This window comes from Halomicrobium sp. HArcel3, from assembly GCF_058933135.1.
On sequence record NZ_JBZYDN010000002.1, the window covers coordinates 83,241 to 107,715 of the forward strand.

Annotated in this window: 30 protein-coding genes; 12 read left to right on the forward strand and 18 right to left on the reverse strand. The window is 68.0% G+C overall.

Translation table 11 applies throughout. The features are described from left to right. Positions 1-5 precede the first annotated feature (5 nt). The 5 genes from AC5FRV_RS06210 to AC5FRV_RS06230 form a co-directional block, all read right to left on the reverse strand. A complete protein-coding gene (locus tag AC5FRV_RS06210) occupies positions 6-1,274 on the reverse strand; it encodes an MFS transporter (protein WP_493560236.1) in 1,269 nt (422 codons plus the stop codon). A 168-nt stretch (positions 1,275-1,442) separates the two neighbouring features. After that, positions 1,443-4,685, reverse strand: coding sequence for an isoleucine--tRNA ligase (ileS, locus tag AC5FRV_RS06215; protein WP_493560237.1), 3,243 nt, complete (start codon positions 4,683-4,685; stop codon positions 1,443-1,445). 122 nt (positions 4,686-4,807) lie between these two features. After that, the gene (locus tag AC5FRV_RS06220) at positions 4,808-6,028 is read right to left on the reverse strand and encodes a hypothetical protein (RefSeq protein ID WP_493560238.1); all 1,221 of its coding nucleotides are present in this window, start codon (positions 6,026-6,028) and stop codon (positions 4,808-4,810) included. 71 nt (positions 6,029-6,099) lie between these two features. Then, complete coding sequence (locus tag AC5FRV_RS06225) at positions 6,100-6,405, reverse strand: CGCGG family putative rSAM-modified RiPP protein (RefSeq protein WP_493560867.1); 306 nt, start codon at positions 6,403-6,405, stop codon at positions 6,100-6,102. A 51-nt stretch (positions 6,406-6,456) separates the two neighbouring features. Next, positions 6,457-6,870 carry an SRPBCC family protein gene (locus tag AC5FRV_RS06230; RefSeq protein WP_493560239.1) on the reverse strand — a complete coding sequence of 138 codons (414 nt, stop codon included), beginning with the start codon at positions 6,868-6,870 and terminating at the stop codon, positions 6,457-6,459. Between the two features lie 111 nt (positions 6,871-6,981). On the opposite strand from AC5FRV_RS06230, the gene AC5FRV_RS06235 reads away from it, so the two are divergent. After that, a complete protein-coding gene (locus AC5FRV_RS06235; protein ID WP_493560240.1) occupies positions 6,982-7,635 on the forward strand; it encodes a helix-turn-helix domain-containing protein in 654 nt (217 codons plus the stop codon). On the opposite strand, the gene AC5FRV_RS06240 is transcribed toward AC5FRV_RS06235, so the two are convergent. Together AC5FRV_RS06240 and cysK are read right to left on the reverse strand one after the other, a co-directional pair. Continuing rightward, positions 7,607-8,284 carry a helix-turn-helix domain-containing protein gene (locus tag AC5FRV_RS06240; protein ID WP_493560241.1) on the reverse strand — a complete coding sequence of 226 codons (678 nt, stop codon included), beginning with the start codon at positions 8,282-8,284 and terminating at the stop codon, positions 7,607-7,609. The two genes, AC5FRV_RS06235 and AC5FRV_RS06240, sit on opposite strands and share 29 nt — an antisense overlap. A gap of 85 nt (positions 8,285-8,369) precedes the next feature. Continuing rightward, on the reverse strand, positions 8,370-9,275 hold the full coding sequence (gene cysK, locus AC5FRV_RS06245; RefSeq protein WP_493560242.1) for a cysteine synthase A: 906 nt from the start codon (positions 9,273-9,275) through the stop codon (positions 8,370-8,372). Positions 9,276-9,417: 142 nt separating this feature from the next. Between cysK and AC5FRV_RS06250 the strand changes: the two genes are divergently transcribed. Together AC5FRV_RS06250 and AC5FRV_RS06255 are read left to right on the forward strand one after the other, a co-directional pair. Beyond that, positions 9,418-9,687, forward strand: a complete 270-nt coding sequence (locus AC5FRV_RS06250) for a DUF7553 family protein (protein WP_493560243.1) — start codon at positions 9,418-9,420, stop codon at positions 9,685-9,687. 77 nt (positions 9,688-9,764) lie between these two features. Continuing rightward, the gene (locus AC5FRV_RS06255) at positions 9,765-9,983 is read left to right on the forward strand and encodes a DUF2249 domain-containing protein (RefSeq protein WP_493560244.1); all 219 of its coding nucleotides are present in this window, start codon (positions 9,765-9,767) and stop codon (positions 9,981-9,983) included. Between the two features lie 568 nt (positions 9,984-10,551). Here the strand turns inward: AC5FRV_RS06255 and AC5FRV_RS06260 are convergent. The 3 genes from AC5FRV_RS06260 to AC5FRV_RS06270 all read right to left on the reverse strand — a co-directional run bounded on the left by AC5FRV_RS06260 (position 10,552) and on the right by AC5FRV_RS06270 (position 13,597). Then, a complete protein-coding gene (locus AC5FRV_RS06260) occupies positions 10,552-12,291 on the reverse strand; it encodes a cbb3-type cytochrome c oxidase subunit I (RefSeq protein ID WP_493560245.1) in 1,740 nt (579 codons plus the stop codon). Positions 12,292-12,409: 118 nt separating this feature from the next. Further along, positions 12,410-12,979: a DUF7998 family protein gene (locus AC5FRV_RS06265; RefSeq protein ID WP_493560246.1), complete on the reverse strand. Its 570-nt coding sequence runs from the start codon at positions 12,977-12,979 to the stop codon at positions 12,410-12,412. A gap of 51 nt (positions 12,980-13,030) precedes the next feature. Beyond that, a complete protein-coding gene (locus AC5FRV_RS06270; RefSeq protein ID WP_493560247.1) occupies positions 13,031-13,597 on the reverse strand; it encodes a hypothetical protein in 567 nt (188 codons plus the stop codon). 184 nt (positions 13,598-13,781) lie between these two features. On the opposite strand from AC5FRV_RS06270, the gene AC5FRV_RS06275 reads away from it, so the two are divergent. The 5 genes from AC5FRV_RS06275 to AC5FRV_RS06295 all read left to right on the forward strand — a co-directional run bounded on the left by AC5FRV_RS06275 (position 13,782) and on the right by AC5FRV_RS06295 (position 15,670). After that, positions 13,782-14,117: a winged helix-turn-helix domain-containing protein gene (locus tag AC5FRV_RS06275; protein WP_493560248.1), complete on the forward strand. Its 336-nt coding sequence runs from the start codon at positions 13,782-13,784 to the stop codon at positions 14,115-14,117. 9 nt (positions 14,118-14,126) lie between these two features. Continuing rightward, entirely contained in the window at positions 14,127-14,576 is a 450-nt protein-coding gene (locus tag AC5FRV_RS06280) for a type II toxin-antitoxin system VapC family toxin (protein ID WP_493560249.1), read from the forward strand. 106 nt (positions 14,577-14,682) lie between these two features. Further along, positions 14,683-15,057: a cupin domain-containing protein gene (locus AC5FRV_RS06285; RefSeq protein ID WP_493560250.1), complete on the forward strand. Its 375-nt coding sequence runs from the start codon at positions 14,683-14,685 to the stop codon at positions 15,055-15,057. A 78-nt stretch (positions 15,058-15,135) separates the two neighbouring features. Continuing rightward, positions 15,136-15,369, forward strand: coding sequence for a DUF2249 domain-containing protein (locus tag AC5FRV_RS06290; protein ID WP_493560251.1), 234 nt, complete (start codon positions 15,136-15,138; stop codon positions 15,367-15,369). 4 nt (positions 15,370-15,373) lie between these two features. Continuing rightward, a complete protein-coding gene (locus tag AC5FRV_RS06295; protein ID WP_493560252.1) occupies positions 15,374-15,670 on the forward strand; it encodes a cupin domain-containing protein in 297 nt (98 codons plus the stop codon). Between the two features lie 12 nt (positions 15,671-15,682). Here AC5FRV_RS06295 and AC5FRV_RS06300 read toward each other — a convergent pair whose 3' ends face one another. Beyond that, positions 15,683-15,970 carry a hypothetical protein gene (locus tag AC5FRV_RS06300; protein WP_493560253.1) on the reverse strand — a complete coding sequence of 96 codons (288 nt, stop codon included), beginning with the start codon at positions 15,968-15,970 and terminating at the stop codon, positions 15,683-15,685. Further along, positions 15,967-16,236, reverse strand: a complete 270-nt coding sequence (locus AC5FRV_RS06305; protein ID WP_493560254.1) for a DUF2249 domain-containing protein — start codon at positions 16,234-16,236, stop codon at positions 15,967-15,969. The genes AC5FRV_RS06300 and AC5FRV_RS06305 overlap by 4 nt, the downstream gene beginning before the upstream one ends. An 88-nt stretch (positions 16,237-16,324) precedes the next feature. On the opposite strand from AC5FRV_RS06305, the gene AC5FRV_RS06310 reads away from it, so the two are divergent. Next, a complete protein-coding gene (locus AC5FRV_RS06310) occupies positions 16,325-17,620 on the forward strand; it encodes a hypothetical protein (RefSeq protein WP_493560255.1) in 1,296 nt (431 codons plus the stop codon). 20 nt (positions 17,621-17,640) lie between these two features. Here AC5FRV_RS06310 and AC5FRV_RS06315 read toward each other — a convergent pair whose 3' ends face one another. The 3 genes from AC5FRV_RS06315 to AC5FRV_RS06325 all read right to left on the reverse strand — a co-directional run bounded on the left by AC5FRV_RS06315 (position 17,641) and on the right by AC5FRV_RS06325 (position 19,043). After that, entirely contained in the window at positions 17,641-17,940 is a 300-nt protein-coding gene (locus AC5FRV_RS06315) for a DUF7521 family protein (protein WP_493560256.1), read from the reverse strand. Beyond that, on the reverse strand, positions 17,937-18,314 hold the full coding sequence (locus AC5FRV_RS06320; protein WP_493560257.1) for a helix-turn-helix domain-containing protein: 378 nt from the start codon (positions 18,312-18,314) through the stop codon (positions 17,937-17,939). The genes AC5FRV_RS06315 and AC5FRV_RS06320 overlap by 4 nt, the downstream gene beginning before the upstream one ends. Before the next feature lie 75 nt (positions 18,315-18,389). Further along, a complete protein-coding gene (locus tag AC5FRV_RS06325) occupies positions 18,390-19,043 on the reverse strand; it encodes a halocyanin domain-containing protein (protein WP_493560258.1) in 654 nt (217 codons plus the stop codon). Positions 19,044-19,166: 123 nt separating this feature from the next. Between AC5FRV_RS06325 and AC5FRV_RS06330 the strand changes: the two genes are divergently transcribed. Next, complete coding sequence (locus AC5FRV_RS06330; RefSeq protein ID WP_493560259.1) at positions 19,167-20,324, forward strand: multicopper oxidase domain-containing protein; 1,158 nt, start codon at positions 19,167-19,169, stop codon at positions 20,322-20,324. A 138-nt stretch (positions 20,325-20,462) separates the two neighbouring features. On the opposite strand, the gene AC5FRV_RS06335 is transcribed toward AC5FRV_RS06330, so the two are convergent. Beyond that, on the reverse strand, positions 20,463-20,612 hold the full coding sequence (locus AC5FRV_RS06335; protein ID WP_493560260.1) for a DUF1059 domain-containing protein: 150 nt from the start codon (positions 20,610-20,612) through the stop codon (positions 20,463-20,465). Positions 20,613-20,907: 295 nt separating this feature from the next. Further along, the gene (locus AC5FRV_RS06340) at positions 20,908-22,014 is read right to left on the reverse strand and encodes a TIGR04053 family radical SAM/SPASM domain-containing protein (protein ID WP_493560261.1); all 1,107 of its coding nucleotides are present in this window, start codon (positions 22,012-22,014) and stop codon (positions 20,908-20,910) included. Positions 22,015-22,114: 100 nt separating this feature from the next. Between AC5FRV_RS06340 and AC5FRV_RS06345 the strand changes: the two genes are divergently transcribed. Further along, positions 22,115-22,393, forward strand: coding sequence for an Htur_1727 family rSAM-partnered candidate RiPP (locus tag AC5FRV_RS06345; protein WP_493560262.1), 279 nt, complete (start codon positions 22,115-22,117; stop codon positions 22,391-22,393). Continuing rightward, positions 22,390-23,601: a TIGR04347 family pseudo-SAM/SPASM protein gene (locus tag AC5FRV_RS06350; RefSeq protein ID WP_493560263.1), complete on the forward strand. Its 1,212-nt coding sequence runs from the start codon at positions 22,390-22,392 to the stop codon at positions 23,599-23,601. The genes AC5FRV_RS06345 and AC5FRV_RS06350 overlap by 4 nt, the downstream gene beginning before the upstream one ends. A 169-nt stretch (positions 23,602-23,770) precedes the next feature. Here AC5FRV_RS06350 and AC5FRV_RS06355 read toward each other — a convergent pair whose 3' ends face one another. Continuing rightward, positions 23,771-24,316 carry a halocyanin domain-containing protein gene (locus AC5FRV_RS06355; RefSeq protein WP_493560264.1) on the reverse strand — a complete coding sequence of 182 codons (546 nt, stop codon included), beginning with the start codon at positions 24,314-24,316 and terminating at the stop codon, positions 23,771-23,773. Positions 24,317-24,475: the final 159 nt, after the last annotated feature.

Here is a 24,475-nt window from a genome sequence, read left to right on the forward strand (position 1 = left end):
GACTGCTACCACTTCGTTAGCCCGGCGCGGCCGTGGTCGTAGGAGAGGATTCCGAGGAACGCGAACACGCCGGTGAAGGCCGCGGCCGCGCCGAGGTAGAACACCCATTCCATGCCGGCGTTGGTCATGAGCCAGCCGCCGGCAAGCGGTGCGAGAATCGAACCGGGCCGCCAGACGAGGTCACGGACGCCGAAACTGGCTGCGACGCCCGAACCGGTGCCCTCGTCGGCGAACAGGGCCATGCTCGCCGGTTCGCGGATGGAGTCGGCGACGCCGAGGAGCCCCGTGACGACCAGCAGCGGAATGAATGCCGGCGAGAGGTCACCGAAGAAGGGGAAGACGGCCGGCAGCCCGAGCGCAGTGCCGATCGCGGGCGTGAACGGGACGACGATAGCGACGGCCCCGTAGAATAGCCCGCCGAGGAAGACGAACCGCGCGCGGCCGAACCTGTCCGAGAGGCCGCCCATGTAGGGCTGGCTGAGCATGTTGGTGAATTTCTCGGCCGAGACGATCACCGCCACGGCCGTCGCACCGGCCGCCGCGGCGTTCCCCTCGGCGGTGAACCCGAGGCCGCCGCGTGCGACCGACACGCCGGCGAAAATGGGGACCCAGGTCCGGACGAGGGTCACGGCGACGGCGTACTGGGCGCGAAAACTCGTGATCGTGAGGATGCGGCGATTGAGCGCCATGTCGGAGAAGGCAAAGCCCTCGACGGTGGTCTCGTCGGGCTCGACCCAGCGCCACACCGCCGCGAACGCGCCGGCGGTGATGACCATCAGCACGCCGAACACCGCGCCGAAGCCGAAGGCGTCGTACAGCACGCCGGCGGACATCGCTCCGCCGATAGAGGCCGCGAAGCGCCAGGCGTTAGACACGCCGATGGTGTTCCCACGGCCGTCGTCTCGCGCGAGTTCGCCGACCAGCGCGAGTGCGAGTAACCCCGCCGTCGTCGCGGCGACGCCCTGGAGCCCTCTGACCAGAATGAATCCCAGGGACGTCCCGATGAACGGGAACGCGGCGTAGGCAGCGGTCGCCAGCCCCAGTCCGACGAGCAGGATGAACCGCTTGTCGAAGCGGTCCCCGAGGTACGCGACCGGGATGACCGCGACGGCCTGAGCCAGCGTCAGCCCGGTCACGAACATCCCGGCGACCAGCCCCGTCGCCCCCAGTAATTCGATGTAAGTGGATAGCAGTGTCAGCAGCGTCACCAGCCCGTAGGCGTTGGCGAAGCGGGTGAAAAACAACGCCCGTAGTTGTCGCTTCGTATCGGTCACTGACTGTCTGGTCAGTACAGGACTAAAAACGCCTTTCGAATCGGTCGCCGTCTGCGAAACCACCTTTTTCTTCGTCGGGTTTCCTCGCGAGCCTTCGGCTCGCTGCGGGAACCTCTCCTCGAAAAATCTGGGCCAAAAACGCGGCGCCTCACTGCGTTCGGCGCCGTACTAGTCCGACGCTTCCGCCGACGCTACGGGCGCAATCGCGATGGTCATCTCCACGCCTTCCACGTCCCAGGTCTTGCGGTGACCGTCCTCGACGCCGTCTATCTCGTCGGCGCGGACCTCCTCTTTGATCAGGTCCTCGTGCTCTCGCACCAGACCATCGACGCGCTCGTCGCCGACGGATAGGTCGAGCGTGATGCGCTCCTCGATGTCGAGTTCCATGTCCTTGCGCATCTCCTGGACGCGGCGGACGACCTCGCGGGCGTACCCCTCGCTCTCGATGTCCTCGGTGAGTGTGGTGTCGACGTAGACGACGCCCGAGCCGTCCAGGGCCTCGAACTCCGTCCCGGAGACGGCGTCGGGCGTCTGGCGGCGGAAGGTGACCATCTCGTCGGTGATTTCGACCTCGTCGTCGAGCGTCTCGTTGACAGCGCTCTCCAGCGCCTCGAGGTCCGGGCCGTCGACGCGGGCGTCGTTGAGCGCCTGCATGACCCGGCCGGCGTCGTCGCCGAACGCGGGCCCGAGGACGGACATGTCCGCCTCGGCGGAGTAGGCGAGTTCGCCCCAGGACTCGTCCGGGCCGAGAACCTCGACCGAGCGGGCGTTGAGCCGGTCGGCGACGAGGTCCTCGTGGGCCGCGATGGCGTCGGCGACCGGCAGCGAGTCGGTGTCGACGACGACGCGCGTAACCGGCCAGCGGAGCTTGCGTTCGGCCTGCTGGCGGGCGTTGGAGCCGGCTTCCTCGACGGCGCGGACCGCCTCGACGCGTGTTTCGAGGTCGTCGTCGCGGAGGCGCTCGTCGGCCTCGGGCCAGTCGCACATGTGGACGGAGGGGTGCCCGCCGTCGCCGGTGAGGTGGCCGTAAATCTCCTCGGCGACGAAGGGAGTGAAGGGCGCCAACAGCGCGACGACGTCGCGGAGGACCCGGTAGAGGGTGGCGTATGCGGCCCGCTTGGACTCGCTGTCCTCCTCCTCCCACATGCGCTCGCGGACGAGCTGGACGTAGTAGCGGGAGACGTCCTCGACGACGAACTCCAGCACTTCGTCGATGGCCAGGTCCTGGCGGTACTCCTCCATCGCCTCGGTGGCCTCGGCCTCGACGGTCTGGAGGCGGGAGAGCACCCACCGGTCCTCGATAGAGAGGTCGACGTCGTCGACGGAGACGGCGTCCGGGTCGAACCCGTCCATCCGCATGTACGGCAGCGGGAAGCGGAAGACGTTCCAGAGGATGTTGAGCCGCCGTTGCATCTCCTGGGTCTCGTCGTAGGAGAACTGCATGTCCTCGCCACGGGCGGTGAGGCTCAGCAGGAACGCCCGCATCGGGTCGGCGCCGTAGTCGTCGATGACCTCGCCGGGGTCGACGCGGATGTCCTTGGACTTCGACATCGCGCGGCCGTCGGGCATGAGCGCGTGGCCGTGCATGAGGACGCGCTTGTACGGGCTCTCGCCGACGGCGGCGGTGCCCATCCCGAGTTGCGACCAGAACCAGCCGCGGGTCTGGTCGTGGGCCTCGAGGATGAGGTCGGCGGGCCACAGCTCCTCGAAGGCCTCGGTCTCGGAGGGGTAGTTGACGGTCCCCCACGTCGCGACCGAGGAGTCCAGCCAGACGTCGAAGACGTCCGGGACGCGCTCGTAGGTCGTCCCGTCCTCGGTGATGGTCAGGTCGTCGACGGTGTCCTTGTGGAGATCGACGTCGTCGGGGTCGACGTCCTGGTCGACGCGCTGGGCGAGTTCGTCGCGGTCGGCGACGACGACGGCCTCGTCCATGTCGCCGCTCCACGCGACCGGGCCGCCGTCCTCGTCCTCTGTGGGCAGCCAGATGGGGATGGGGATGCCCCAGTAGCGCTGCCGGGAGACGTTCCAGTCCGGCGCGTCCTCGACGAAGTCCCGGAAGCGGTTCTCCCGGGCCCACTCGGGGTACCACTCCGAGTCTCCGATGTTGTCCAGCAGGTCCTCCTTGACGTCGGTGATCGTGATGAACCACTGGTCGGTGACGATCTGGATGATACCGGTGTCGCAGCGCCAGCAGTGGCCGTAGCTGTGGGAGGTCGTGCCGGCCGAGAGCATTAGCCCCTTGGACTGCAGGTCCGTGATGATGCCGTCGTCGACGTCCTTGACGTACTCGCCGGCGTAGATACCCGCCTCGTCGGTGTAGACGCCGTCGCCGCCGACGGGACAGAAGATGTCCAGACCGAGTTCGCGGCCGCGCTCGAAGTCCTCCTCACCGTGGCCCGGCGCGGAGTGGACGAGGCCGGTCCGGTCGGCCTCGACGTAGTCGGCGTCGTACACCTGCAGCGCGCCCTCGAAGTCGTTCGAGCCGCCGCCCGGTGCGTCGGGCACTTCTTCGCGCAGCGGATGGTCGTACTCCCAGCCGACCATCTCCTCGCCGGTCAGTTCCTCGACGACCTCGTAGTCGTCGTGGCCGCCCTCGCGCACGACGTCCTCGGCGCACTCCTCGGCGACGTAGAGCCGTTCCGTCTGCCCGTCCATCTCCACGTCCACGCCGACGTAGTCGAGGTCGGCGTCCACGGCGACGAAGGTGTTCGCGGGGATGGTCCACGGCGTCGTCGTCCAGATGACGAGGAACCCCTCGCGACCTTTCAAGGGGAACTTGACGTAGATAGACGGGTCCTCGACGTCCTCGTACTCGACCTCGTTGTTGGCGATGGCGGTCTCACAGCGCGGGCACTGCGTGATGGAGCGCATCCCCTGCTCGACGAGGTCGCGCTCGTGGGCCTGCGCGAACCCCCACCAGGCAGCCTCCATGTACTCCGGATTGATCGTCTTGTACGGGTCGTCCCAGTCCATCCAGACGCCGAAGTCGACGAAGTCGGACTGCAGACTGTCGAGGCTCCCCTCGGCGAACTCCCGGCAGGCGTCGATGAAGTTCTCGACGCCGTAGGCCTCGATGTCCTTCTTGTTCGCGAAGTCCATCTCTTCCTCCACCTTCGTCTCGATGGGGAGGCCGTGCATGTCGTAGCCGGGGCGGTCGGTGACGTCGAACCCCTGCATCCGCTTGTAGCGGATGAAGACGTCCTTGAGACTCTTGTTCCAGGCGTGGCCCATGTGGGCCGACCCGGAGGTGTACGGTGGCCCGTCGACGAAGAAGAAGTCCTCGCCGTCGGCCCGGTGCTCGACGGTTCGCTCGTAGGCGTCGACGTCGTCCCAGTACTCGAAAACCCGTTCCTCGACGGCCTCGGGGTCGTACTGGTCGTCGACCTCTCCGAAACGGTCCGGAGAACTCATCGCCGGTCCCCCGTCTCGGTGACGTATCGGTCCATACGAGAAGGGATCCACGCCGGGATTAAAGGGGAATCGATTGGGTGGGAGGGAGTGGCGAACCCCCGGTGCGCGAACGCAGCCCGATTTCACGCCGTCCGCTCACCGCGAACCTGGTCGTGCCAGTGTCGTTCCCAGAACAGCGCAAGGACGACCCAGGCGTAGCAGAGCGTACCCAGGAGCACCGCGGTCCGTCCCGCTGTCGTCGCGAGCGGCTCGCTGGCAACCAGGCCGGCGGCTTCCAGCGCGAGTCCGCCCGCGACGGCCCCGATGGAGGCGAACGCCGTCCGGTCGCCGACGCCCGGCAGCGACCCGACCGCGGGCGGGTAGAACTGGTAGGAGACGCCGACGATAGTCAGGCCGAGGAAGCCCGCCACGTTGAGCCGGTAGTGGGCCTCGATCAGCGGCGCGCTGACCCCGTCGAACGCGAACACGACTCCGAGCGCGACGCCGGCGAGGCCGGCGATAGCGCCCGCCAGCACGCCGTAGAACCCGACGCGGTCCCTGTCGCTTCGCCGGAAGAGCCACAGGTACGCGATGGCGAACCCGCCCACCGCTATTCCCTCCAGGGCCGCGCCGACCCGGAACCAGATCCCCCCGTACAACGTCGTCGCGAGAATCGCTGGTGCGACGGCGCCCGCCGGGAGGACGACGGCGACGAGTGGGCGCGGCGGCGACGCGACGAGAAAGCGCGGCAGCAGTCTGAAGCCGACAGCGAGCACCATCAGCGTGGCCGTCCCGGCGGCCAGGAGATGGGTGACTCGTGGGGAGAATCCGTCGACCAGCGGGGGTAACGGCGTCCACAGCGCGAGCGTGCCGTACGTGCCGACGGCCAGATAGGCCAGCGCGACGGGAACGAACAGGTTCGCCCAGCGGTCGACCGGTCGGCGGTGCTCGTTCGCGCCGCCCGTCGCCGTCTCGGCGCCCGTGGGGTTGTCGCGGACGGTCCACCCGAGCGCGGCGAGGAAGACGGCGACGCCACCGGTCCACAGCGCGGCTCCAGCGGTGCCGACGAGGGACGGAACGCCAGGCACGGTGGCGGCGGCCAGCGCCAGGCAGAGCGTCCCGACCGCCGTCAGCGGCAGGTGGACGGCCGGTGCTCGTGGAATCGCCAGCTGTCGGTCGAAGTACGAGGGGACCAGCGAGTAGGCCTTGCCGAAGAGGACGTGGAAGACGAAGCCGTAGAGACCGAGTGCGACGCCGGCGCGGCGGGGGAGGCCGGCCAGCGTCGCCAGTTGCCAGGCGACGAACGACAGCGCGCCGAACGCGACGAACAGGCGCGCCCACCGCGACGTCGTGGCCGCGGTCATGGGTCCCTCGTAATCGCGCTCATGACTCGGCCCTCGCCGCGCTCATCGTTCCGCTCGCTCCATGCGTCCCGTTACTGTACGTGGGCCCTTGTAACGTGGCCGCCGCAGCCGCACTGTTCGACGTACTCGTAGTCGACGTCGTCGCCGAACTGCTCGTCGAGGTGGGGGAAGAGATACTCCTCGGGGTGGCCGTGGTCGCCGTGGGTGACGAGGTTGACGTGGTTGCCCGGCGCGGTGTGCTCGACGGCGTCCGCGGCGTGGGCCAGCACGAGCGCACGGTCTTCGCCGTGGTGGGGCTTCTCCAGGTTCGCCGACCAGGAGTTGTCGTGGACGTGGTCGGTGACCGGTTCGACGTCGTCGTGGGGGACGGCGGTCATACCTGATCGGTGGCGCCGGGCGGAGAAGGCACCCAGGACGAACATGTTCGCCTACGCCGGGCCCGATTCGAGCCAGTCGAACTGGTTGGTCAGTTCGACGCGGCGCTGGCGCTTGATGACGGTCGCGTCCAGCAGCGGCCCGATGAGGCGGGCCTGCAGCGCGAAGTCGGTGGTGGCGCTGACCTCGACGCCGTCGGCCGTCTCCTCGAGGTAGTAGCGCGTGACCATCTCCTCGAAGATGCCGTCGCGCTGCTCGTAGGCCAGCACCGTGTCCGCTTCCTCGAACAGGTCCAGGACCAGTTCGATGGTCGCCAGGCCGACGCTGTTGGCGATGGTGACGGTGTCGCCGTCGATCGTCACGTCGTCGAACTTCCCAGCGCGCATGAACGCCCCGACGTCGCCCATCGCCGCACGGACCTCCTCGGGGTCGCGCTCTATCTCTCGCGTCACTGTGACTGATTGCATGGCAGGGGGTACTCGGCCTCCACAGTCGAAGCTTGTGGGACCAGAAGCAATGCACCTGTCCCGAACATGTTCGGCAACACTGATGGGGACGAGGGGCGAAGATGTTCGAATATGCCAGAGGCGAAACTGCGGCTCACGATCCCCGAGGGCATCTGGATCGGCGACATCACCCGCCACAACCCCGACACGCGGGTCCGCGTGCTGGCGGCTATCCCCGACGAACTCAGCGGCGTCGGACTGGCCGAGATCACGGGACCGGCCGCCGCTACCGTGGTGGCCGAGATGGTCGACGAGGAGGAGCTGACGAACGTCGAGACGCTCCAGCACCGCGACGGCGAGGCGCTCGTCCAGTTCGAGACGACCAATCCCCTGCTCCTGTTCCCGGCGCGCGGGTCGGGCATCCCGCTCCAGATGCCGTTCGACATCCTGGACGGCGAGGCGTGCTGGGAGGTGACGGCGCCCAACGAACGCCTCTCCGAGCTGGGCGAGCAACTGGAGGAGTTCGGCATCCAGTTCACCGTCGACTACGTCCACCAGTACACCGCGAGCGATCAGGTGCTGACGGACCGTCAGCGCGAGATCGTCCGGGCCGCCGTCGCGGAAGGGTACTACGACACGCCGCGGGGCTGTTCGTTGACCGAACTGGCCGAGGCGGTGGGCATCGCCAAGTCATCCTGTAGCGACACGCTCCACCGCGCCGAAGAGACCATCGTCAAGGAGTTCGTCGAGCGACAGCTCACCGAGGAGCCGGTGGCGTCCGCGTGACCGCCTCGCCGTAGTCGGCAGCCAGCACCGCTCCGAACAGTTTGCCCGTGGCCGCCGCGAGGTGTTCGGCGAACGTCGACCGGGAGATGTCGAGCGCGTCGGCGACCTCGCCAGCGTTGGCCCCTTTCGGGTACTCGAAGTAACCCATGTCGTAGGCCGTCTGCACCACCTCGCGCTGTCTGTCGGTGAGGCCGTCGTCGTCCAGCGGGTCGGCGTCGCGGTCGTCCGCTTCCAGGTTCGTCAGCCGCCGGACGCTGACGCCGTCGAACGACTCCCTGAGCCGGCCGACGACGGTCCGGACCGTCTCGAGGTCGGGGACGTGGGCCGTCACGACGAGCGTGCCGTCCTCGGCGCGGACCCCGGACGCGGGCCCGGCGATCCGTTCGATCGCCTCGCAGACGCAGTCGTCCACGGGGTCCCGCTCGAAGCGATAGAGCGTCTCGGTGCCGCTGGTCGCGACCGGATCGAGGTCGCTCTCGACCCCGTCGACCGGGGCGTCTGCCGGGAGCCGGAACTCCTCGGTGACGGCGCCGTCGCCCCGGAGCGACGCGCGACTGACGCCGTCGACGCGCTCGTCCGCGCCTTCGGAGGCCTGTGCGACGGGACACGACCCCGGGGAACCGACCGCGAACTCGACGGCGAGTGCCATACGCGTAGCTACGTAACCCACTACCAAAAGGCCCTCTGGCGAACGTGTTCGGGTCACGAGTCGGTCGGCCCGGACTGTCGCTCTCTTAGGCGAACAGGCCCGTCGAGAGGTACCGCTCGCCGGTGTCGGGGAGGATCACCACGACGGTATCCTCGGGCGCGTCGGCGGCGACCCGCTCGGCGACCGCGAGGCCGGCCCCCGACGAGACGCCGGCGAGCAGGCCCTCCTCGGCAGCGAGGCGACGCGCGGTCTCCACCGCGTCGTCGTGTTCGACGGTGTGGACCTCGTCCAGCAGTTCGGTCCGGAGGATCTCGGGGACGAAGCCGGCGCCGATGCCCTGGATGGAGTGGCTGCCGGCGTCCTCGCCGGAGAGCACCGCCGACTCGGCCGGTTCGACGGCGACCGACCGGACGTCGGCCTCCCGTTCCTCCTTGAGGTACTCCGAGACGCCGGTGATGGTGCCGCCGGTGCCGACGCCGGCGACGACGGTGTCGACGTCGCCGTCAGTCGCCGCCCATATCTCGGGGCCCGTCGTCTCCCGGTGGATCCGCGGGTTCGCGAGGTTGGTGAACTGCTGGGGGACGAAACTGCGCTCGCGCTCGGCGGCGATGGCCTCGGCCTCCTCGATGGCGCCGTTCATCCCGCCGTCGGCGGGCGTGAGAACCAGGTCGGCTCCGAGTGCGCCGAGGAGTTTCCGCCGCTCCTCGCTCATCGATTCGGGCATCGTCAGGACGAGGTCGTACCCCTTCGCCGCCGCGGCGACGGCGAGGCCGACGCCGGTGTTGCCACTGGTCGGCTCGACGATGGTCGTCCCCGGTTCAAGGTGCCCTTCCTCCTCGGCCCGTTCGAGCATCGCGACGGCGATGCGGTCCTTCACCGACCCGCCGGGGTTGGTCGCCTCGACCTTGCCGTAGAGGCCGGGCGCGAAGGAGTCGAGTGTCAACAGTGGCGTCTCGCCGACCAGTTCCGTGACGTCGCTGGCTACGTTCATCTGACTGGACGTTCGACCCCCGTCTCCGTCAGGGCCCTCCCCGCCGATTGGGGGTGTTTAGAAGGGGCGTGATGCCGTGGGGGGACAACGCCCATCGTACTGTGGGTAGGTCGTCTTGCCGGAGCAGGTGGTATCCCGATCCATGGGCTGTTCACCCCTCGTCACGGCGAACCGACGACTCATCGAGGCGATGGAGACGCCGCCGGACCGGGGCGCGGAGGAGCGCCTCGACGAAGTGGCCGCCCTGCTGTGGGCGATGGAACACGAACACGTGACCGACCCGGGCGCGTGCTGTCGCGTCTGCGAAAAGCTCCGCTCGCTGGAGCGGGAGGTCGGCGACCACCGCCGGTCCGACGTCGAACGGGCCCGCCGGTCGGTGGAGTCCTACGGCGAACGCCTCGGCCCGGTTTGAGCGTACCCGGAGGTGGGACACGGCGCCCGAACGTGTTCGAGCCAACCGATACGCGAGCGCGGACCCGAATAGTTGGTATGTCCGCGACCACCACCCTCGACGTGCGCGACGTCGACGACGAACCGTTCCCCCACATCATGTCGGCCCTGTCTGACCTGGCGGAAGGGGAGACGCTGGAACTGGTCAACAGCTTCGAGCCCGAGCCCCTGTACAGCGTCCTCTCCCAGCGCGGCTTCGACTACGAGAGCGAGCGAGTTGCCGAGGACGAGTGGCGCGTTCTCGTTACTCGCGCCTGACCCTGTAACGTTCTCTCCGACCGATCTGTACGCCGATGCCCTGCCCGTTCCGTCGGTGTGTGTTATGTGGGTAATTCACGATCAGGCAGACGTAGAAAGCCCTCGGCGCGCTCGTAGCTCCGCGGCTCGTTGCGCTCCTCGCTGACGCTGCGGTGCTTACGTCGCCGAGGAGCCACGACCCCGCCTCGCCCTTTCAGTCCTCCAGGACAGCACCGCAGCCCTGCCCTTCCCCTGATCGGCCGACGAAACGGCCTCCCGGCCGTGCCGGACGGTCAGGAAGCGTGACCCGACGCGGACGCGTCGGGTCCGGGGAGGAGTGGTGGTCTCAAACACGAGCGCGTGCCGAAGGCCGCGCAAGCAAGGCTGAACCTGGAGGACTGAAAGGGCGAGGTGCGGTGCGGGAACCCGGGCGCAGTAAGCACCGCAGCGAAGCGAGGAGCGCAGCAAGCCCCGGGACCGCAGCGCGCCGAGGGCTTTCGACGTGTTGTCGTCTCTTACTTCTTCACTGTCTCGAATACACCCAATCACTCACTAAACTCCCTGCACCGATCGGGACAACGTCGAGCCGTTACGACTCGCCCGCCTCTTCGCCGCCGTCGGCGACTGCCAGCTTCCGCTGTCGCTTGAACCACTCCCACTCGCGGGCGGCGGTCGGGTGGTCGCCGATGTCCCACGGGTCGTCGCTCTGGACGCGCTGGCCTTCGAGCCAGCTGGTGACGAGGTTCCAGACGAAGATCAGCTGGCCGAATGTCAGCAGGACGACGCCGAGTGTCGCGACCTGGTGGAGGCCGGCGAACAGTTCGACGGGGCCGACCGTGACTTCGTAGCTCGCGTAGCGTCGCGGCATCCCGGCGTAGCCCAGCAGGATCATCGGGAAGAACGTCACGTTGGTGCCGACCATCGTCAGCCAGAAGTGCCACTTCGCCAGGGTGCGCTGGTACCAGCGCCCGGTGTAGAGTGGGTACCAGTAGTAGATGCCCGCGAAGACGGCGAAGGCGATGGCTCCCATGATGACGTAGTGGAAGTGGGCGACGACCTGGTAGGTGTCGTGGAGCAGCAGGTCGACGGGGATCGAGGCCTCGAACACGCCGGTGACGCCGCCGATGATGAAGTTGAACACGAAGCCGACGCAGAAGAGGAACGGCGCGGTGAGTCGCAGGCTGCCGTTCCACATCGTCGCGATCCAGTTGAAGACCTTGACCGCGCTCGGGATGGCGATGGCGATAGAGACGGCCATGAACGAGGCGCGGAGCCTGGGGTCGATTCCCGTCGCGAACATGTGGTGGGCCCAGACGCCGAAGGCCAGCACGCCCAGGGCCAGCGTCGAGTAGACGACGAAGCGGAAGCCGAACAGCTTGCGGCCGGTGAACTTCGGGAGGATGTAGCTCACCAGCCCCATCGGCGGGAGCACGAGGATGTACACCTCGGGGTGGCCGAAGAACCAGAACAGGTGTTGCCAGAGGATCGGCCCGCCGCCGTCGGCGGTGAAGAACGTCGTCCCGACGTTCCGGTCGAGCAGGAGCATCACGAGCGCGCTCCCCAGCAGCGGGAACGAAAAGAGGATCTGGCCGGACTGGACGAGCACCGTCCAGCTGAAGATGTCCAGCATCGCCCACGTGACGCCCTCGCCGCGCTCGGTGAAGATAGTGGTAATGAAGTTGATCGACCCCAGCGTCGCCGAGACGCCGGTGAGGTGCAGGCCAAGCACCATGAGGTCGATCGCCCGACTCGGCTGTTCGATAGACAGCGGCGTGTACATCGTCCAGGACGTCTGGGCCGGGTCGACGCCCGGCAGGAAGAACCCGGCCCAGATGAGTATCGCACCCATCGGCAAGAGCCAGAACGCGATGGCGTTGATCCGCGGGAATGCCATGTCGTCGGCGCCGATGAGCAGCGGGATCAGGTAGTTCGAGAACGCCGCCAGGATGGGCGTGCCGAAGAGGAACAGCATCGTGATGCCGTGGCTCGTCATCAGCGCGTTGTACGTGCTCGCCGTGAGCAGGTCGCTCGGCGGCGTCACCAGTTCAAGGCGCATCAACACGACGGCGATACCGCCCCAGGCGAACGCGACGACGGCGAAGACGCCGTACATGAGCCCGATATCTTTGTGGTCGACCGTCGTCAGCCAGCGCACGATCCCGGACGGTTTCTCGGCGTGGCCGTGACCGACCTCGTCGCCGTGTCCGGCGCCGCCGCCACCGGTCGGAACGTAGTCGTGCCAGTCCTCGACGCGTGCCACCATCGCGACGACGACGACGGACAGCGCCGCCATCACCGCCGTCGTCGCCAGCGTCCCTGCGGGAGCCATGATACTGGGGGGATTCAAAGGAATGCCCCGTCAGATTTGCCCGGAACATGTTCGCGGCGAGGTGGGCTGCGTCCGGGTCCTCGGCCCAGTCAGAACGGGACGTCGGTGGTCGACCGACTCAGAACGGGACGTCGGTGGTGGACGACTCGGTCGTCGAGGGCGCGTCGGTCTCGCCGTTGCGGTCCCCCGTCGCCGCCAACTCGCCCGATTCGCGGAACTCCTCCTCTAGCTGGGTGAGCTTGCCGTTGATGGCGACGGCCTGGTGGTGCATCGGCGCCACGCGGACGCGGACGAGGTCGTACTCGTGGCGTCCGGGCTCGCCGTTCCAGGCCCGGAACGCGCCCAGACAGAGCGTGTCGCTCTGCGGGCAGAACTCGGTGGTCGGCGTGAACTCCGCGCGGAGGACCGACTGGTCGCCACTCTGGCGCGCATAGCGGAAGCCGGCGTCGGGGTGGCGCGGGTCGAGGTTCAGCCGCGCGAGGTTGTAGCCGAAGGTCATGTCGTAGACGCCCCGGTCCTCGAACCGATCGTGGGCCAGACGGTGGAATGCGGCGTGTTCTCGACCTTCCAGCACGTCGTGGCCGGCGAGGAACGGGCCCACCTCGGGGACGTGGTCGGGGACGAACTCGTCGTAGCGGTCGAAGGGCTCGCCGTCGTCAGAGTGCCGGTAGTCTGAGAGGAATCCCATATCCGGTTGATCAGTCGCCACGCGCGTGGCGATTCGGCCGAATATGTTCGCTCACGCGGCCCGGGTCGCGTTAGCCCACGTCCGGGCATCGGAGCCCTCGCGCAGGCGGTGACATCCGGGATCGAGCCCCCCTGTGACGGAGTAGGCACAGCCCGCGAAGCGACCGTTCTTGATCGTTACTACGCGCATCCCGTCGTCGTCGGGTATGAATCCCTCGGGACTGCCACCGCCGAACGACAGTTCGAGGTTGTACTGGATAACGGGCTGGCAGCTTTCGGTCCTCGAACCCGTACTGTGGGTCTCGATATGGACTCGAAACGTGCTGAGGTCAGCGCCGGACGGCGACGTCCGCTCGACCCGCGCTGACAGGGCCGCGTCCGTCCGCTCGGAGCGGATCGTCGCCATCTCTGTTATCGAACCGTTGCCGATCGAACTCCACGTGGAATCGGCGACGTTACCCGCACAGCCCGCCCCCAGACGCTCGAGGTCGGTGACCCGCATCTCGGTCGGGCCGGTCGCATCGCTGAACCCCGGGAGATCGTTGATCGACGCACCCGCGCCGCCCGCCAGTAGGGCGAGGCAGGCGATCGCGAGTACGAACTTGAGGGACCGGTCCATGTCGATCACTCCTCCCAACTGACAGAAATGCGTTGCTCATCCCCGCCGGTGCAACGAAGGTGTTCGGCGCACCCCGGTATCGAACGGCGAAAGATCCCTCGCGCGATTAGCGGCACGGTATCCACGATGCGACCGATTGCTACAGAGCAAATCGTTAAGTTCTCGGCAGTGCTATCGAACTGTAATGAGCGACAACGACCGGGACGACCGCGGTCACTTCCGGCGAGAACACGGTGACCGCGAGTATCTCGAGGCCGTCGCTGCTCACGAGCCGGCCGGGACGGCGGAGATAGCCGACGTCGTCGGCGTAACGCGCCAGAACGCCGACCAGCGACTGCGCGCGCTCGAGGACGACGGGAAGCTCTCCAGCAAGAAGATCGGGAACTCCCTGGCCTGGAGCCTCGCCGAGGGGCAGCCGCTCGTCCACCACGTCGACGCGGACGACGACTTCTGGGACGCGGAGACGTACGCCGGCGAAGCGATGAGCGCCGAGGACATCGACGACACCCTGTACGGATAGGGATCCTCGATGTCCCGTCAGCCAGCGCCGCTGTTCATCGATACGGCCGCCTTCTTTGCCAGATTCAACGAACGGGCCCGCGAGCACGAGCGGGCCCGTTCGGTCTTCCAGGGCATCCAGTCCGGTAATTTCGCGTATGGGCCTCTCTTCACGAGCCGCTACGTCCTCTCCGAACTCGCGACGCTGATGCTCCGAAAGGTCGGACACCGTCCAGCTGTGGAGGCGCTCACCACTATCCGCGAGGCCGACAGCTTCAACGTCCTCCCCGTCGCCGGCGAACCGTTCGACCGCACCTGTACGCGATTCGCGAAGTACGACGACCAGCAGATCTCGTTCGTCGACCACACGAGTGCGGTCCTCGCCGACGACCACGGCATCGACCACGTGTTCACGTTCGACCGGGACGACTTCCGGACCCTGGGTTTCACCGTCGTCCCGAACGACACCGGAGAAGCGTAAGAGCGTCTGCGCTGTTCGCATCGACACCAGGTCTCGTGCGAACCAGTCATCTACAGTCGAACGTGTTCGGCGTAACCGGGAGCCGTCGGGGCACCGACCCTCCGGTATGGTCGCGACAGACTTCACGAGCGAGCGGGCGTTCGAGGACGACCGATTCCGCGCCCACGTCCTCCACGAATCGGACAGCCAGAAAGTCGTCATGGGCTACTTCCGCCCGGACCAGTTCATCCCCGTCCACGCGCCGGACAGCCAGGTGGCGATTACCGTCCACTCCGGCGAGGGAGTCGTCCGCGAGGGTGAAACCGACCACCACGTCGAACCGGGGTCGGTCGTCGTCGTCCCGGCCGGGGAGAAGCGCGGCGTGCGCGCCGAGACGGAACTCCAGGCGACGCTGGTGACCGCGCCGCCGCCGGGGAAGGTGGCCCACGAGCCAGTTCGACGCGGCCTCGCGCAGGGCGAGTTCGAGCCGGAACTCGAGTGACCGTACTCGCGGCCAACTCCACCGACCGAACATATTCGGGGGAACCCCCTCCGGGCCCAGGAACGAACCGCCAGTCGCATGCCAGAAACGACGCTCGACCTGCGCGATATCCCGCCGGCGGAACGCCACCCGATGATCCACTCGGCCTTCGAGGCGCTCGGGAGCGGTGAGGCCCTCGAAATCGTCAACGACCACGAGCCCAAGCCGCTGTTCTACGAGTTCCAGGCCGAGGTCGACGCCTTCGACGCGGAGAACTACGACTGCGAGCGGGCGGAACCGGGCAAGTTCGTCGCGACGCTGCCGAAGGTGTGACTCCATGACCGTCGAACGAGCCAACGTCGACGCGGCCGACGAAGACGGGCGGGCGGCGCTGTTCGAGGGCGAACCCCGGACCGTCCACCTCTCGCTGTCGACCGACCAGCGCGTCCCGGCCCACGACCACCCGGACCGGCAGATCCTCTTTCACGTGCTGGACGGCGAGATCACCCTCGACCTCGACGACGAGACCCACGACCTGTCGGCGGGCGACGTGCTCCGGTTCGACGGGGACCGCCAGATATCGCCGGAGGCCGTCACGGACGCACGGGCGCTCGTCGTCCTCGCGAAGGCGTAGGTCGCGACTCGTCTATTCCAGGAACAGTTCACGGACCGCCTCCGCGACCGCCTCGTTTTCCGCCGCGCCAGCGACCCCGCGAGCGGGCGCCGCCAGTAGTTCTTCGACGATCCGGTCGGCCAGTTCCGCGACGGCGGCGCGCTCCTCCGGCGTGAGGTCGCCGCGGGCCGCCAGCCGCGAGTACGCTCGTGCGACCTCCTCGTCCCGGATCGTCTCGGCGCGCTCGCGGACCTGTCGCAGTTCGCTCTCGCCAGTCGGCCCGTCGGCCGTCGCCCCCTCGTTCGCGGACGAACTCGTCACTGTTCTCGCCAGATGACCGTGGCGGTCGCGTCGGCCTGTTCGACCGTCTCGTAGGCGTAGTCGCGGTCGTCGAGCTTCGGGTAGAGGTGCTGTGGCGCGCGGTCGTTGTACTGGACGAGGACGACGTCGTCGGCAAGCTCCGGGAGCAGTTCGAGGGTCTGCCGCAACGGAGCAGGCGGGCCGGCGGCGGCGACGTCCAGCGTCTCGACGGGGGCGTCGCTCGGTGCGTCGGTCGCTTCCAGGACGGACCGGGTGGCGTCTTCCATGGGTGACCGTACCGGCCCGACGCCGCCGACCGTTTCCCCGAATATGTTCGGGCCCAGAGCCAGCAACGTCGGCGCCCTCCGTCGATCCATGAGCGCGATACCCGCGGACTTCGACGCGGACCGGGGCCCGCCGACCGCCGTTCCCCTCGGCCACTTCCTCGTCGGCCTGGCCTTTCTGCTCGCCGGCGCCCTCACCGTCGCGGTCGGACCGGCGGGCCGTCCCGGAACGCTGGGGCGCGTCCACCTCCTGCTGGCCGGCTGGGTCTGCGTGACGATCATGGGCGCGATGACGCAGTTCGTCCCGGTGTGGTCAAACGTCGGCCTGCACTCCCGCCGGCTGGCGGTCTGGCAACTGGGACTCGTCACGCTGGGACTGGCCGGGCTGGCGAGCGCGTTTCTCACCGGTCGGATCGAACTGGCGCCGATTGCAGGATTCGTCGCCGCGCTGGGGTTCTGGACGTTCGTCTACAACCTCGGGCGCACGCTGAGCGGGGTCGAGGAGTTCGACGTGACCGAGCGCCACTTCGCCGTGGCGCTGGCGTGGTTCCTGGCCGTGACGGCGCTCGGGCCGCTGCTCGCCCTCGACCTGACGCTCGGCCTGTTCCCCGTCGCGGGCGTCGACCACTACGGAATCCTGGGCGCCCACGCCACCCTGGCGGTGTTCGGGGCGGTGCTGACGACGGTCGTCGGCGCCCTCTCCCAGCTCGCGACGATGTTCACTCAGACGGAACTCGGGCCCCTCGAACTGCGGTTCCAGCGTGCGGAGACGGTGCTCTATCCCGTCGGCGTCGCCGCGCTCGCACTGGGACGACTCCTCGCCCACGGCTGGCTCGCCAGGGCGGGCGGGCTGGTCGTGGCCATCTCCTTCCTGGGCGTCGGCGTCGTCCTCGCGAACCGGCTCCGCCTGACGCGGGTCGACTGGAACCCGATGCTCACCCGGTACGGCCTGGTCGCCGGGTTCGCCGTGGCGTGGGGCGTCACTGCCACCGTCGCCTGGTGGACCCAACCGCTGGCCTCCCTGTACGGCGCCCCGACCGTCGGCCCACTGTTGCTCGCCGGCGTCGTCGGGTTCGTCGTCGCGGGGACGCTCTACCACATCGTCCCGTTCCTGATCTGGGTCCGCGAGTACAGCGACCGGCTCGGGTTCGAACCGGTGCCCCTGGTCGACGACCTCTACGACGGCCGGGTCGCCGCGGTCGAACTGTTCTCCGTCCTCGGCGGCGGCGGGCTGTTCGCCGCTCGCGACGCCCTCGGCGCCGGGTTCGGTCGGGCGGGGGCGGTCGTTCTCGCCGTCGGCGTGGCGCTGTTCGCGGCCAACCTGACGCTGGTCGTCGTGCGTCACGGCGACTACTCGATACGGGGACTACTGCCAGGGAGCGCGTGAGAAAGGCGGACCGCGTCTGGTCACCGGGCGTACAGCGAGTAGAGGATGACGCCGAGGCCGGCGGTCATCAGCAGGCTCTCGATGAAGATGGGGATAGCCAGGTCGATGTGGAAGAACTGGGCCACCACGAGGTGGAGGATTCCGCCGAGGAACGCCCCGATCGTTATCACCCCGAACCCGAGGGCGAGCGCGCCTAACTCGCGCGCCTGGGTCCGTTTGTACGCCTTGTACGAGTAGTACGTGATGAGGCCGCCCAGGACGAGCGTGAGCGTCTTCGTCGCGATGATACCGATCTCTGAACTTGGAACGTGCGGGCTCATGTTTCCTTTCTAACCTCCGACCAGAGCGTGGCCAGGCGCTGGTCCGCCGACCGGGGGCGGTGGGCGATGTCGACGTCGAACTCGCGGTTCTCGTCGAGCATGACGACGACCTCCTCGAAGTCGATCGCGTACCGACTCGCGTGTTGCCCGTCGGGGCGCACCTCGACGCCCTCTGCCAGGAGCGACGCCTCCGTCAGCAGCTCTATCTTCCGATAGCAGGTCGACAGCGGGACGTCGCTGGCCTCGGAGATCTCGCTGGCCGTCATGGGCTCGTCGAGCGCTTTGACGATCGCCCGACAGTCCTCGTCGTCGAGCGCGTCGAGGACGTCCTCGAAGTCGGGCCCCTCCTGGTCGCCGAACGGGTCACGGACCATCTCTCCTGCCGGTCTCTGGACGGAAGCACCATAACCCCACCGACATCGCCGGGTGGTGACGCGGATCTGGGGCGTTCACCGTCGAACACGTTCGCCCGCCATCGGCCCGCCGTCGTCCCTGTCGAGGAACGCCGCGAACGCGAGCGGCGACAGCAGGCCGGCCACGAGCGAGACGCCGAACGCGATGGCGCCCCAGTCGGCGCCGGTCAGCTCGCCGTTCCCGCCGCCGGAGCCGCCGGCGTCGCTGCCGCCCGACTCCCCGCCGCTCCCGCTGGCACCGAGGTTCGGGTCGCCGACGACCACGACGCCTTTCATCCCCATCGACTTGTGGGGCATGCAGAAGTACTTCACCACGCCCTCTTCCTCGAAGGTCTGCTCGAAGGTGAATCCCGCTTCGTCGGTGAGTTCGCTCTTGAAGCTGCCGTCCTCGGCTTCGACGTTGTGACTCCCGGCGACCCACTCCCAGGTGACCGTCGTGCCGGGGTCGACCTGGACGGCCGCGGGGCCGAAGCCGAAGTTACCGCCGTTGGCCTCGGTGCCAACCTCGACGGTGACTTCGCCGCTGCCCGTCTCGTCGACGACGCCGTCGTAGTTGTCTGCGTTGTCGAGGTAGCCGTCGAAGGTAGTCTGTGCACGCGTGGGCCGGGCGCTGGCCAGCGCCGCGCCGCCGATAGCGGCGCCGGCGCCGGCGCGAAGGACGCTCCGGCGGGAGTACGTCTGGGAGTTCATCGGTGTGAGATACGACGACACCATATAAACTGGACGCGGGCTTTCCCAGTCGCCGGGAACGGTTCTTCGCCGCTGAGAACGCCCCTCCGGGGGTATATACTGCGGGTCTTTATCACCTCCTGTATGACGAAGCACATCGGCGCACCCGGACGCGGTATCTCGCGGCGCGACTTCGTGAAGGCGACCGGTAGTACTGGCTTACTGGCGAGCGTCGCTGGCTGTGTCTCCACACCCGGAACGCAACGTAGCGTCGACGCCGGCGCGGGCGACCCCACGCCCCAGCAGTCGGCGTCGGACCTCCCCACGACGTCGCCCCCGGAGGTCGTCGACGTCGACGAACAGGGCGGGTCGGTCACGCTCACATCGACGCCCGCGCGCCACCTGGCCCACCCCGGCCAGTCGATGGGTGGCCCCGTCGAACTGCCGAAGGTGTGGGCGTTCTCGGCCGACGACGGCGAACCGAGCGTCCCCGGCCCCATCCTCCGGACCACCGAGGGCGAGGACATGGAGGTCACCTTCGACAACACCGACGGGATGCAGCCCCACACCGTCCACTTCCACGGCGTGCGCAAGACCTGGGAGAACGACGGCGTCCCGACGACGACGGGTATCACCATCAATCCCGGCGAGAAGCACACCTACGAGATCCCCGCCAACGTCCCCGGGACGCACCTCTATCACTGCCACTACCAGACCCATCGCCACATCGACATGGGGATGTACGGCATCTTCCGCGTCGACCCGAAGGGATACGAGGAGGCCGACAAGGAGTACTTCCTCACGATGAAGGAGTGGGACTCCCGCCTCAACCGCCAGATGGCCGGCCAGGACGTCACCTACGACGTCCGGAACCGCCGCCCCGACACGTTCACCATCAACGGGAAGTGCGCCCCCCGGACCCTCCACCCTGAAGACGGCTCGCCCATCATCGTCGAACACGGCGACACCGTCCGGATCCACCTCTGCAACAACGGGTACATGAACCACCCGATGCATCTCCACAACCACCGCTTCCAGGTGATCGCCCGGGACGGCGGCACCATCCCGGAGGCCGCCCGCAACTACCAGGACATCACCGACGTCCCGCCCGCCCAGCGCCACACCATCGAGTTCGAGGCCGACGCCGACCCCGGTATCTACCTCATGCACTGCCACAAGGTCAGCCACGCCATGAACGGCACCAGCTACCCCGGCGGCATGGTCGGCGGCATCGTCTACAAGGAGGCCATGGACACCGACATCTTCGCACAGCTGATGGAGTACGCCGGCTACGAGGGGTAGGAGCGGTTCGGTTTCGGAAGCGGAGACGACTCGGGGCTCACGGCTCGCGCCCGTCAACTGGGCTGTTTTCGACGCCGTCGGTGGACGGATCGCCGCGTGAACAGAATCAGCTTCGGGCCTACTGAATCAGCTTCGGACCTACTGGATCATGTCGCGCGCTTCGTCGTCGCTCAGATCCATGTCGTGTTTCTCCTTCGCGTGCTCTTTGACGTGTTCGATGACCTCGTGCTCGTCTTCGGACTTGATCATGAACTCGTCTCCCTGGCTACAGTCGACCTGATATGCCATGGGCGACTGTAGGCGCCGTCGCCGTATTGTTATTTTCCGGGGTCCAGCCAGTAAGGCCGACGCCGGCTGGAGTAGCCCGTGGTGTCTCGCGCGAACCGCATCACTACGGGGCGCTTACTCGTCACGACGGAGGACGTCGTCACCGCGGCGCTTCCCTGCGAGACGGGTAACCGAAACGTAGGCGTGGCGCTGACGTCGTTCACCCGCCGCTACCGCTCCGTTCAGGCTCGATGTTCCCGAAGCCGACGGCCCGTCTCTCCAGCGGCTTCGAACGCGTCACAGCGAACGCGCGCATTCACGTGCTCGACACGGGGTGCTCGGAGTCTCCCGGCAGCGGGCCGTCGTAGCCGTCGGGAATATACCCACACAGCGGGTCGCTCTCCAGCGGGTCCCCGGTCGTCGCGAACGCCCGCGAGCGACTCCCGCCGCAGACGTGCTTGAACTCACACGCGCCGCACTTGCCCTTCAGCTGATCCCTGTCCCGGAGTGCGGTGAACAGCTCGGAGTTCCGGTACACGTCGACGACGTCGTCCTCGCGGACGTTGCCGGCGGCTTTCGGCAGGAACCCCGACGGGAACACCTCGCCCGTGTGGCTCACGAAGGCGAAGCCGTCGCCGGCGACGATGCCGGCGCGGCGCTTCGTGCCGGGATCTTTGCCTCCGGCGCCCTCGCTCTCCTCGCGCCGCTTGTGGATGCCGACACGCCGGTAGTGGGGCGCCTCGGTCGTCTTGACGCCGAAGGGCCGCTCGTCGCTCACCCCTTGCAACCATTCCATCACCCGCTCCGCCCGCCCCGGCGAGATCGGGTCTAGCACCACGCCGCGGCCGACGGGGACGAGGAAGAAGACGCTCCACAGCACCGCGCCCATCTCCTCGACCAGGTCGGCGATGGCGGGGAGTTCCTCGACCGTCTGGGCGCACACCGTCGTGTTGATCTGCAGGGGCAGCCCCGCGTCGGCGGCGTCGCGAGCGGCGCGAAGCGTCTGTTCGAAGCTTCCCGATTCGCCGCGGAAGGCGTCGTGCGAGTCGGCCGTCGCGCCGTCGAGGCTCACCGCCATCCGGCGCAGACCGGCGTCGGCAAGGTCGTCGATGGCGTCGGCTGTGAGTTCGTCCGTTCCGCTGGGGGTCAGCGTCATCGAGAGCCCGCGGTCGGTGCCGTAGTCGACCAGGTCGACGAGGTCGGGGCGTTTCATCGGGTCGCCGCCGGAGAGGACGACCAGCTGTCCCTCGCCGAACTCGCCGACGTCGTCGAGCAACTGCTTGCCCTCCGCGGTGGTGAGTTCGTCAGGATGGCGGGCGGGCTGGGCGTCGGCGCGGCAGTGCTCGCAGGCGAGTTCACAGGCCTGGGTGACCTCCCAGATCAGTACCAGTGGTCGCTCGGCCGTGTCCGCGGGCGGTCGCATGCGGGTGTGTACTTGCTCGTCACGAAAAACGACGTAACCGGATTCCCAGTCGCTGGGAACAGGCTGTACGGGTTAGGTCGCGCGCGCGCAAGCGACGGGCATGCCGACCGAATCGTCAGCGCCGGACAGTGAGACGGACGACCTGAACCACGAGGTGACCGCACCGCGGGCGAGTAACGGCCGCGAGTGGGACCTGTTCGTCAGCGAGGACGCGACCGACCCGCCACGGCACGCCGGCAGCGTCACCGCGCCCTCGCGGGAGGTGGCCGTCGAGCAGGCCGAACGGCTGGTGGGTCGGGACGCCGTGACGCTGTGGGTCTGTCCGGCCGACGAGGTGACCCGGCGGACGACCGCGAACGTGAGGCTCGCCAACCGATGATCTCCGTCAGCAAGCTGCTCTGCGACCTGGACGCCGAAGGCGACGGCCTGCGCTACGACGCGGCCGACGAGTCCGGCAAGCCACAGATAACCGAGGAGAAACAGCGCCGCCCGGTCGTCGTCTGGAACCTCACGAAGCAGTGCAACCTCTACTGCACCCACTGCTACGCCTCGGCGGACACCGAGACGGCGCCGGGCGAACTCTCCACGCGGGAGGGAAAATCTCTCCTCGACGACCTGGCCGACTACGGCGCGCCGGTCGTCCTCTTCTCCGGTGGCGAACCGCTGGTCCGCGACGACCTGGAGGAGTTGATAGCCTACGCCGCTGACCGCGGCCTCCGGCCCGTCCTCTCCACGAACGGGACGCTGATCACCGAAGAGCGGGCAGCAGCGCTCCGGGACGCGGGCCTCCAGTACGCCGGCGTCTCCGTCGACGGCCTCTCCGAGCGCAACGACGCCTTCCGCGGGAAGGAGGGCGCCTTCGACGCGGCCGTCCGCGGCATCGAGCACTGCCTCGACGCGGGGCTGAAGACCGGCCTGCGCTACACCATCACCGACCACAACGCCGCCGATCTCGAAGGAGTGGTCGATCTGCTGACCGACGTCGGCCTCGACCGCTTTTGCTTCTACCACCTCGACTACGGCGGGCGCGGCACCGAGATCCTCGACGCCGACCTCACGCCGACCGAGCGCCGGGAGGCGGTCAGGCGCGTCTGCGACATGACCCGCGAGTACCACGACCACGGCGAGGAGATCGAGACGCTGCTGGTGGGCAACTACGCCGACGCGGGTTTCATCGTCGAGTACGCCCGCGAACACCTCGGTGAGGCACAGGCCCGGCGCATCCACGACTACCTCCGGATCAACGGGGGCGACCCCGCCGGCGAGCGCGTGGCCAACGTCGACTACCAGGGCAACGTTCACCCGACGCAGTTCTGGCAGCACTACTCGCTGGGCAACGTCCGCGACCGACCGTTCGGCGCCATCTGGGCGGACGACTCGAATCCGGTGCTGGGAGCGCTCCGGAACCGCGACGACCAGCTAACCGGCAAGTGCGCCGACTGCCGGTACAGGGACATCTGTCGCGGCGGGTCGCGGTTGCGCGCGCTCACCGTCCACGACGACTTCTTCGCGCCGGACCCGCAGTGTTACCTGACCGACGAGGAAGTGGGCGCCGTCGGGCCAGACGTCGGCCTCCCCGACGCCTGACCAGCGAGCGTTACGAGAATCGACGAGCGCCACGAGCGCCGGCGAACGTCACGAACGGACCCGTTCGAGATTTCTGTCTTCGCGGCCCCGCCGCTCACAGTTCCGTGCAACCGCGAAAAAGAACGCGACGAGAATGGATCGGGCAGCAGTGTGGACGGCGTTCGTCGGCCTACTCGACGTGGATGGCGCCTTTCATGCCGGCGGCCTCGTGGGGCGTACAGGAGTAGATGAACGTCCCCGACTCCTCGAAGGTGTGGCTGTAGGTGTGGCCCGCTTCGGAGGCGGTCTCCGCGTCGAGGGGACCGTCGTCCTGCGAGACGACGTCGTGGCTCCCGCCCTCGCCGGTCCACTCCCAGGTGACGGTGGTCCCGCTGGAGATGGCGATGGCCGCTGGGTCGAACGAGAGACCCTCGTACCCGACCATGACGGTGACCTCGTCCTGGCCGGTCCAGTCGACGGTCTGTTCGTAGTTGTTCGCGCCGTCGAGCCAGCCGTCGTAGTTCGGCTCCTCGTCGAGGAACGACCGCTCGCCGCCGTCGCTTCCGCCGTCGGAGCTGTCGCCCCCGTCGGAGCTGTCGCCACTGTCGCCGCCGTCGCTTCCGGCGTCGCCACCGTCACCGCCGTCGCCGCCGCCCGAACAGCCGGCCAGGAGCGTGGCTCCGGCGATACCCGTCGCGTACATGAACGTCCGTCGCTCGAATGGTTTCTCTGACATCACCTGAACGGTCGTCGTCACGGGATAAATGCCCGTAGCCGATTCCCGAAATCTGGCAGGCAGGCCGAACACGTTCGCCCGAACACCGTCACCGGCGCGCGGCGCGCGGGTCATAGTGGTGGTTGTAATCCAGAAACGTTCGTCGTCGCGACCGGACCG

Coding starts and splice junctions, on each gene's coding strand:
- ileS (WP_493560237.1), bottom strand. CDS start 4,685: ATGAGTTCTCCGGACCGTTTCGGAGAGGTCGACGACCAGTACGACCCC.
- AC5FRV_RS06220 (WP_493560238.1), bottom strand. CDS start 6,028: ATGACCGCGGCCACGACGTCGCGGTGGGCGCGCCTGTTCGTCGCGTTC.
- AC5FRV_RS06225 (WP_493560867.1), bottom strand. CDS start 6,405: ATGACCGCCGTCCCCCACGACGACGTCGAACCGGTCACCGACCACGTC.
- AC5FRV_RS06230 (WP_493560239.1), bottom strand. CDS start 6,870: ATGCAATCAGTCACAGTGACGCGAGAGATAGAGCGCGACCCCGAGGAG.
- AC5FRV_RS06235 (WP_493560240.1), top strand. CDS start 6,982: ATGCCAGAGGCGAAACTGCGGCTCACGATCCCCGAGGGCATCTGGATC.
- AC5FRV_RS06240 (WP_493560241.1), bottom strand. CDS start 8,284: ATGGCACTCGCCGTCGAGTTCGCGGTCGGTTCCCCGGGGTCGTGTCCC.
- cysK (WP_493560242.1), bottom strand. CDS start 9,275: ATGAACGTAGCCAGCGACGTCACGGAACTGGTCGGCGAGACGCCACTG.
- AC5FRV_RS06250 (WP_493560243.1), top strand. CDS start 9,418: ATGGGCTGTTCACCCCTCGTCACGGCGAACCGACGACTCATCGAGGCG.
- AC5FRV_RS06255 (WP_493560244.1), top strand. CDS start 9,765: ATGTCCGCGACCACCACCCTCGACGTGCGCGACGTCGACGACGAACCG.
- AC5FRV_RS06260 (WP_493560245.1), bottom strand. CDS start 12,291: ATGGCTCCCGCAGGGACGCTGGCGACGACGGCGGTGATGGCGGCGCTG.
- AC5FRV_RS06265 (WP_493560246.1), bottom strand. CDS start 12,979: ATGGGATTCCTCTCAGACTACCGGCACTCTGACGACGGCGAGCCCTTC.
- AC5FRV_RS06270 (WP_493560247.1), bottom strand. CDS start 13,597: ATGGACCGGTCCCTCAAGTTCGTACTCGCGATCGCCTGCCTCGCCCTA.
- AC5FRV_RS06275 (WP_493560248.1), top strand. CDS start 13,782: ATGAGCGACAACGACCGGGACGACCGCGGTCACTTCCGGCGAGAACAC.
- AC5FRV_RS06280 (WP_493560249.1), top strand. CDS start 14,127: ATGTCCCGTCAGCCAGCGCCGCTGTTCATCGATACGGCCGCCTTCTTT.
- AC5FRV_RS06285 (WP_493560250.1), top strand. CDS start 14,683: ATGGTCGCGACAGACTTCACGAGCGAGCGGGCGTTCGAGGACGACCGA.
- AC5FRV_RS06290 (WP_493560251.1), top strand. CDS start 15,136: ATGCCAGAAACGACGCTCGACCTGCGCGATATCCCGCCGGCGGAACGC.
- AC5FRV_RS06295 (WP_493560252.1), top strand. CDS start 15,374: ATGACCGTCGAACGAGCCAACGTCGACGCGGCCGACGAAGACGGGCGG.
- AC5FRV_RS06305 (WP_493560254.1), bottom strand. CDS start 16,236: ATGGAAGACGCCACCCGGTCCGTCCTGGAAGCGACCGACGCACCGAGC.
- AC5FRV_RS06310 (WP_493560255.1), top strand. CDS start 16,325: ATGAGCGCGATACCCGCGGACTTCGACGCGGACCGGGGCCCGCCGACC.
- AC5FRV_RS06315 (WP_493560256.1), bottom strand. CDS start 17,940: ATGAGCCCGCACGTTCCAAGTTCAGAGATCGGTATCATCGCGACGAAG.
- AC5FRV_RS06320 (WP_493560257.1), bottom strand. CDS start 18,314: ATGGTCCGTGACCCGTTCGGCGACCAGGAGGGGCCCGACTTCGAGGAC.
- AC5FRV_RS06325 (WP_493560258.1), bottom strand. CDS start 19,043: ATGAACTCCCAGACGTACTCCCGCCGGAGCGTCCTTCGCGCCGGCGCC.
- AC5FRV_RS06330 (WP_493560259.1), top strand. CDS start 19,167: ATGACGAAGCACATCGGCGCACCCGGACGCGGTATCTCGCGGCGCGAC.
- AC5FRV_RS06335 (WP_493560260.1), bottom strand. CDS start 20,612: ATGGCATATCAGGTCGACTGTAGCCAGGGAGACGAGTTCATGATCAAG.
- AC5FRV_RS06340 (WP_493560261.1), bottom strand. CDS start 22,014: ATGCGACCGCCCGCGGACACGGCCGAGCGACCACTGGTACTGATCTGG.
- AC5FRV_RS06345 (WP_493560262.1), top strand. CDS start 22,115: ATGCCGACCGAATCGTCAGCGCCGGACAGTGAGACGGACGACCTGAAC.
- AC5FRV_RS06350 (WP_493560263.1), top strand. CDS start 22,390: ATGATCTCCGTCAGCAAGCTGCTCTGCGACCTGGACGCCGAAGGCGAC.
- AC5FRV_RS06355 (WP_493560264.1), bottom strand. CDS start 24,316: ATGTCAGAGAAACCATTCGAGCGACGGACGTTCATGTACGCGACGGGT.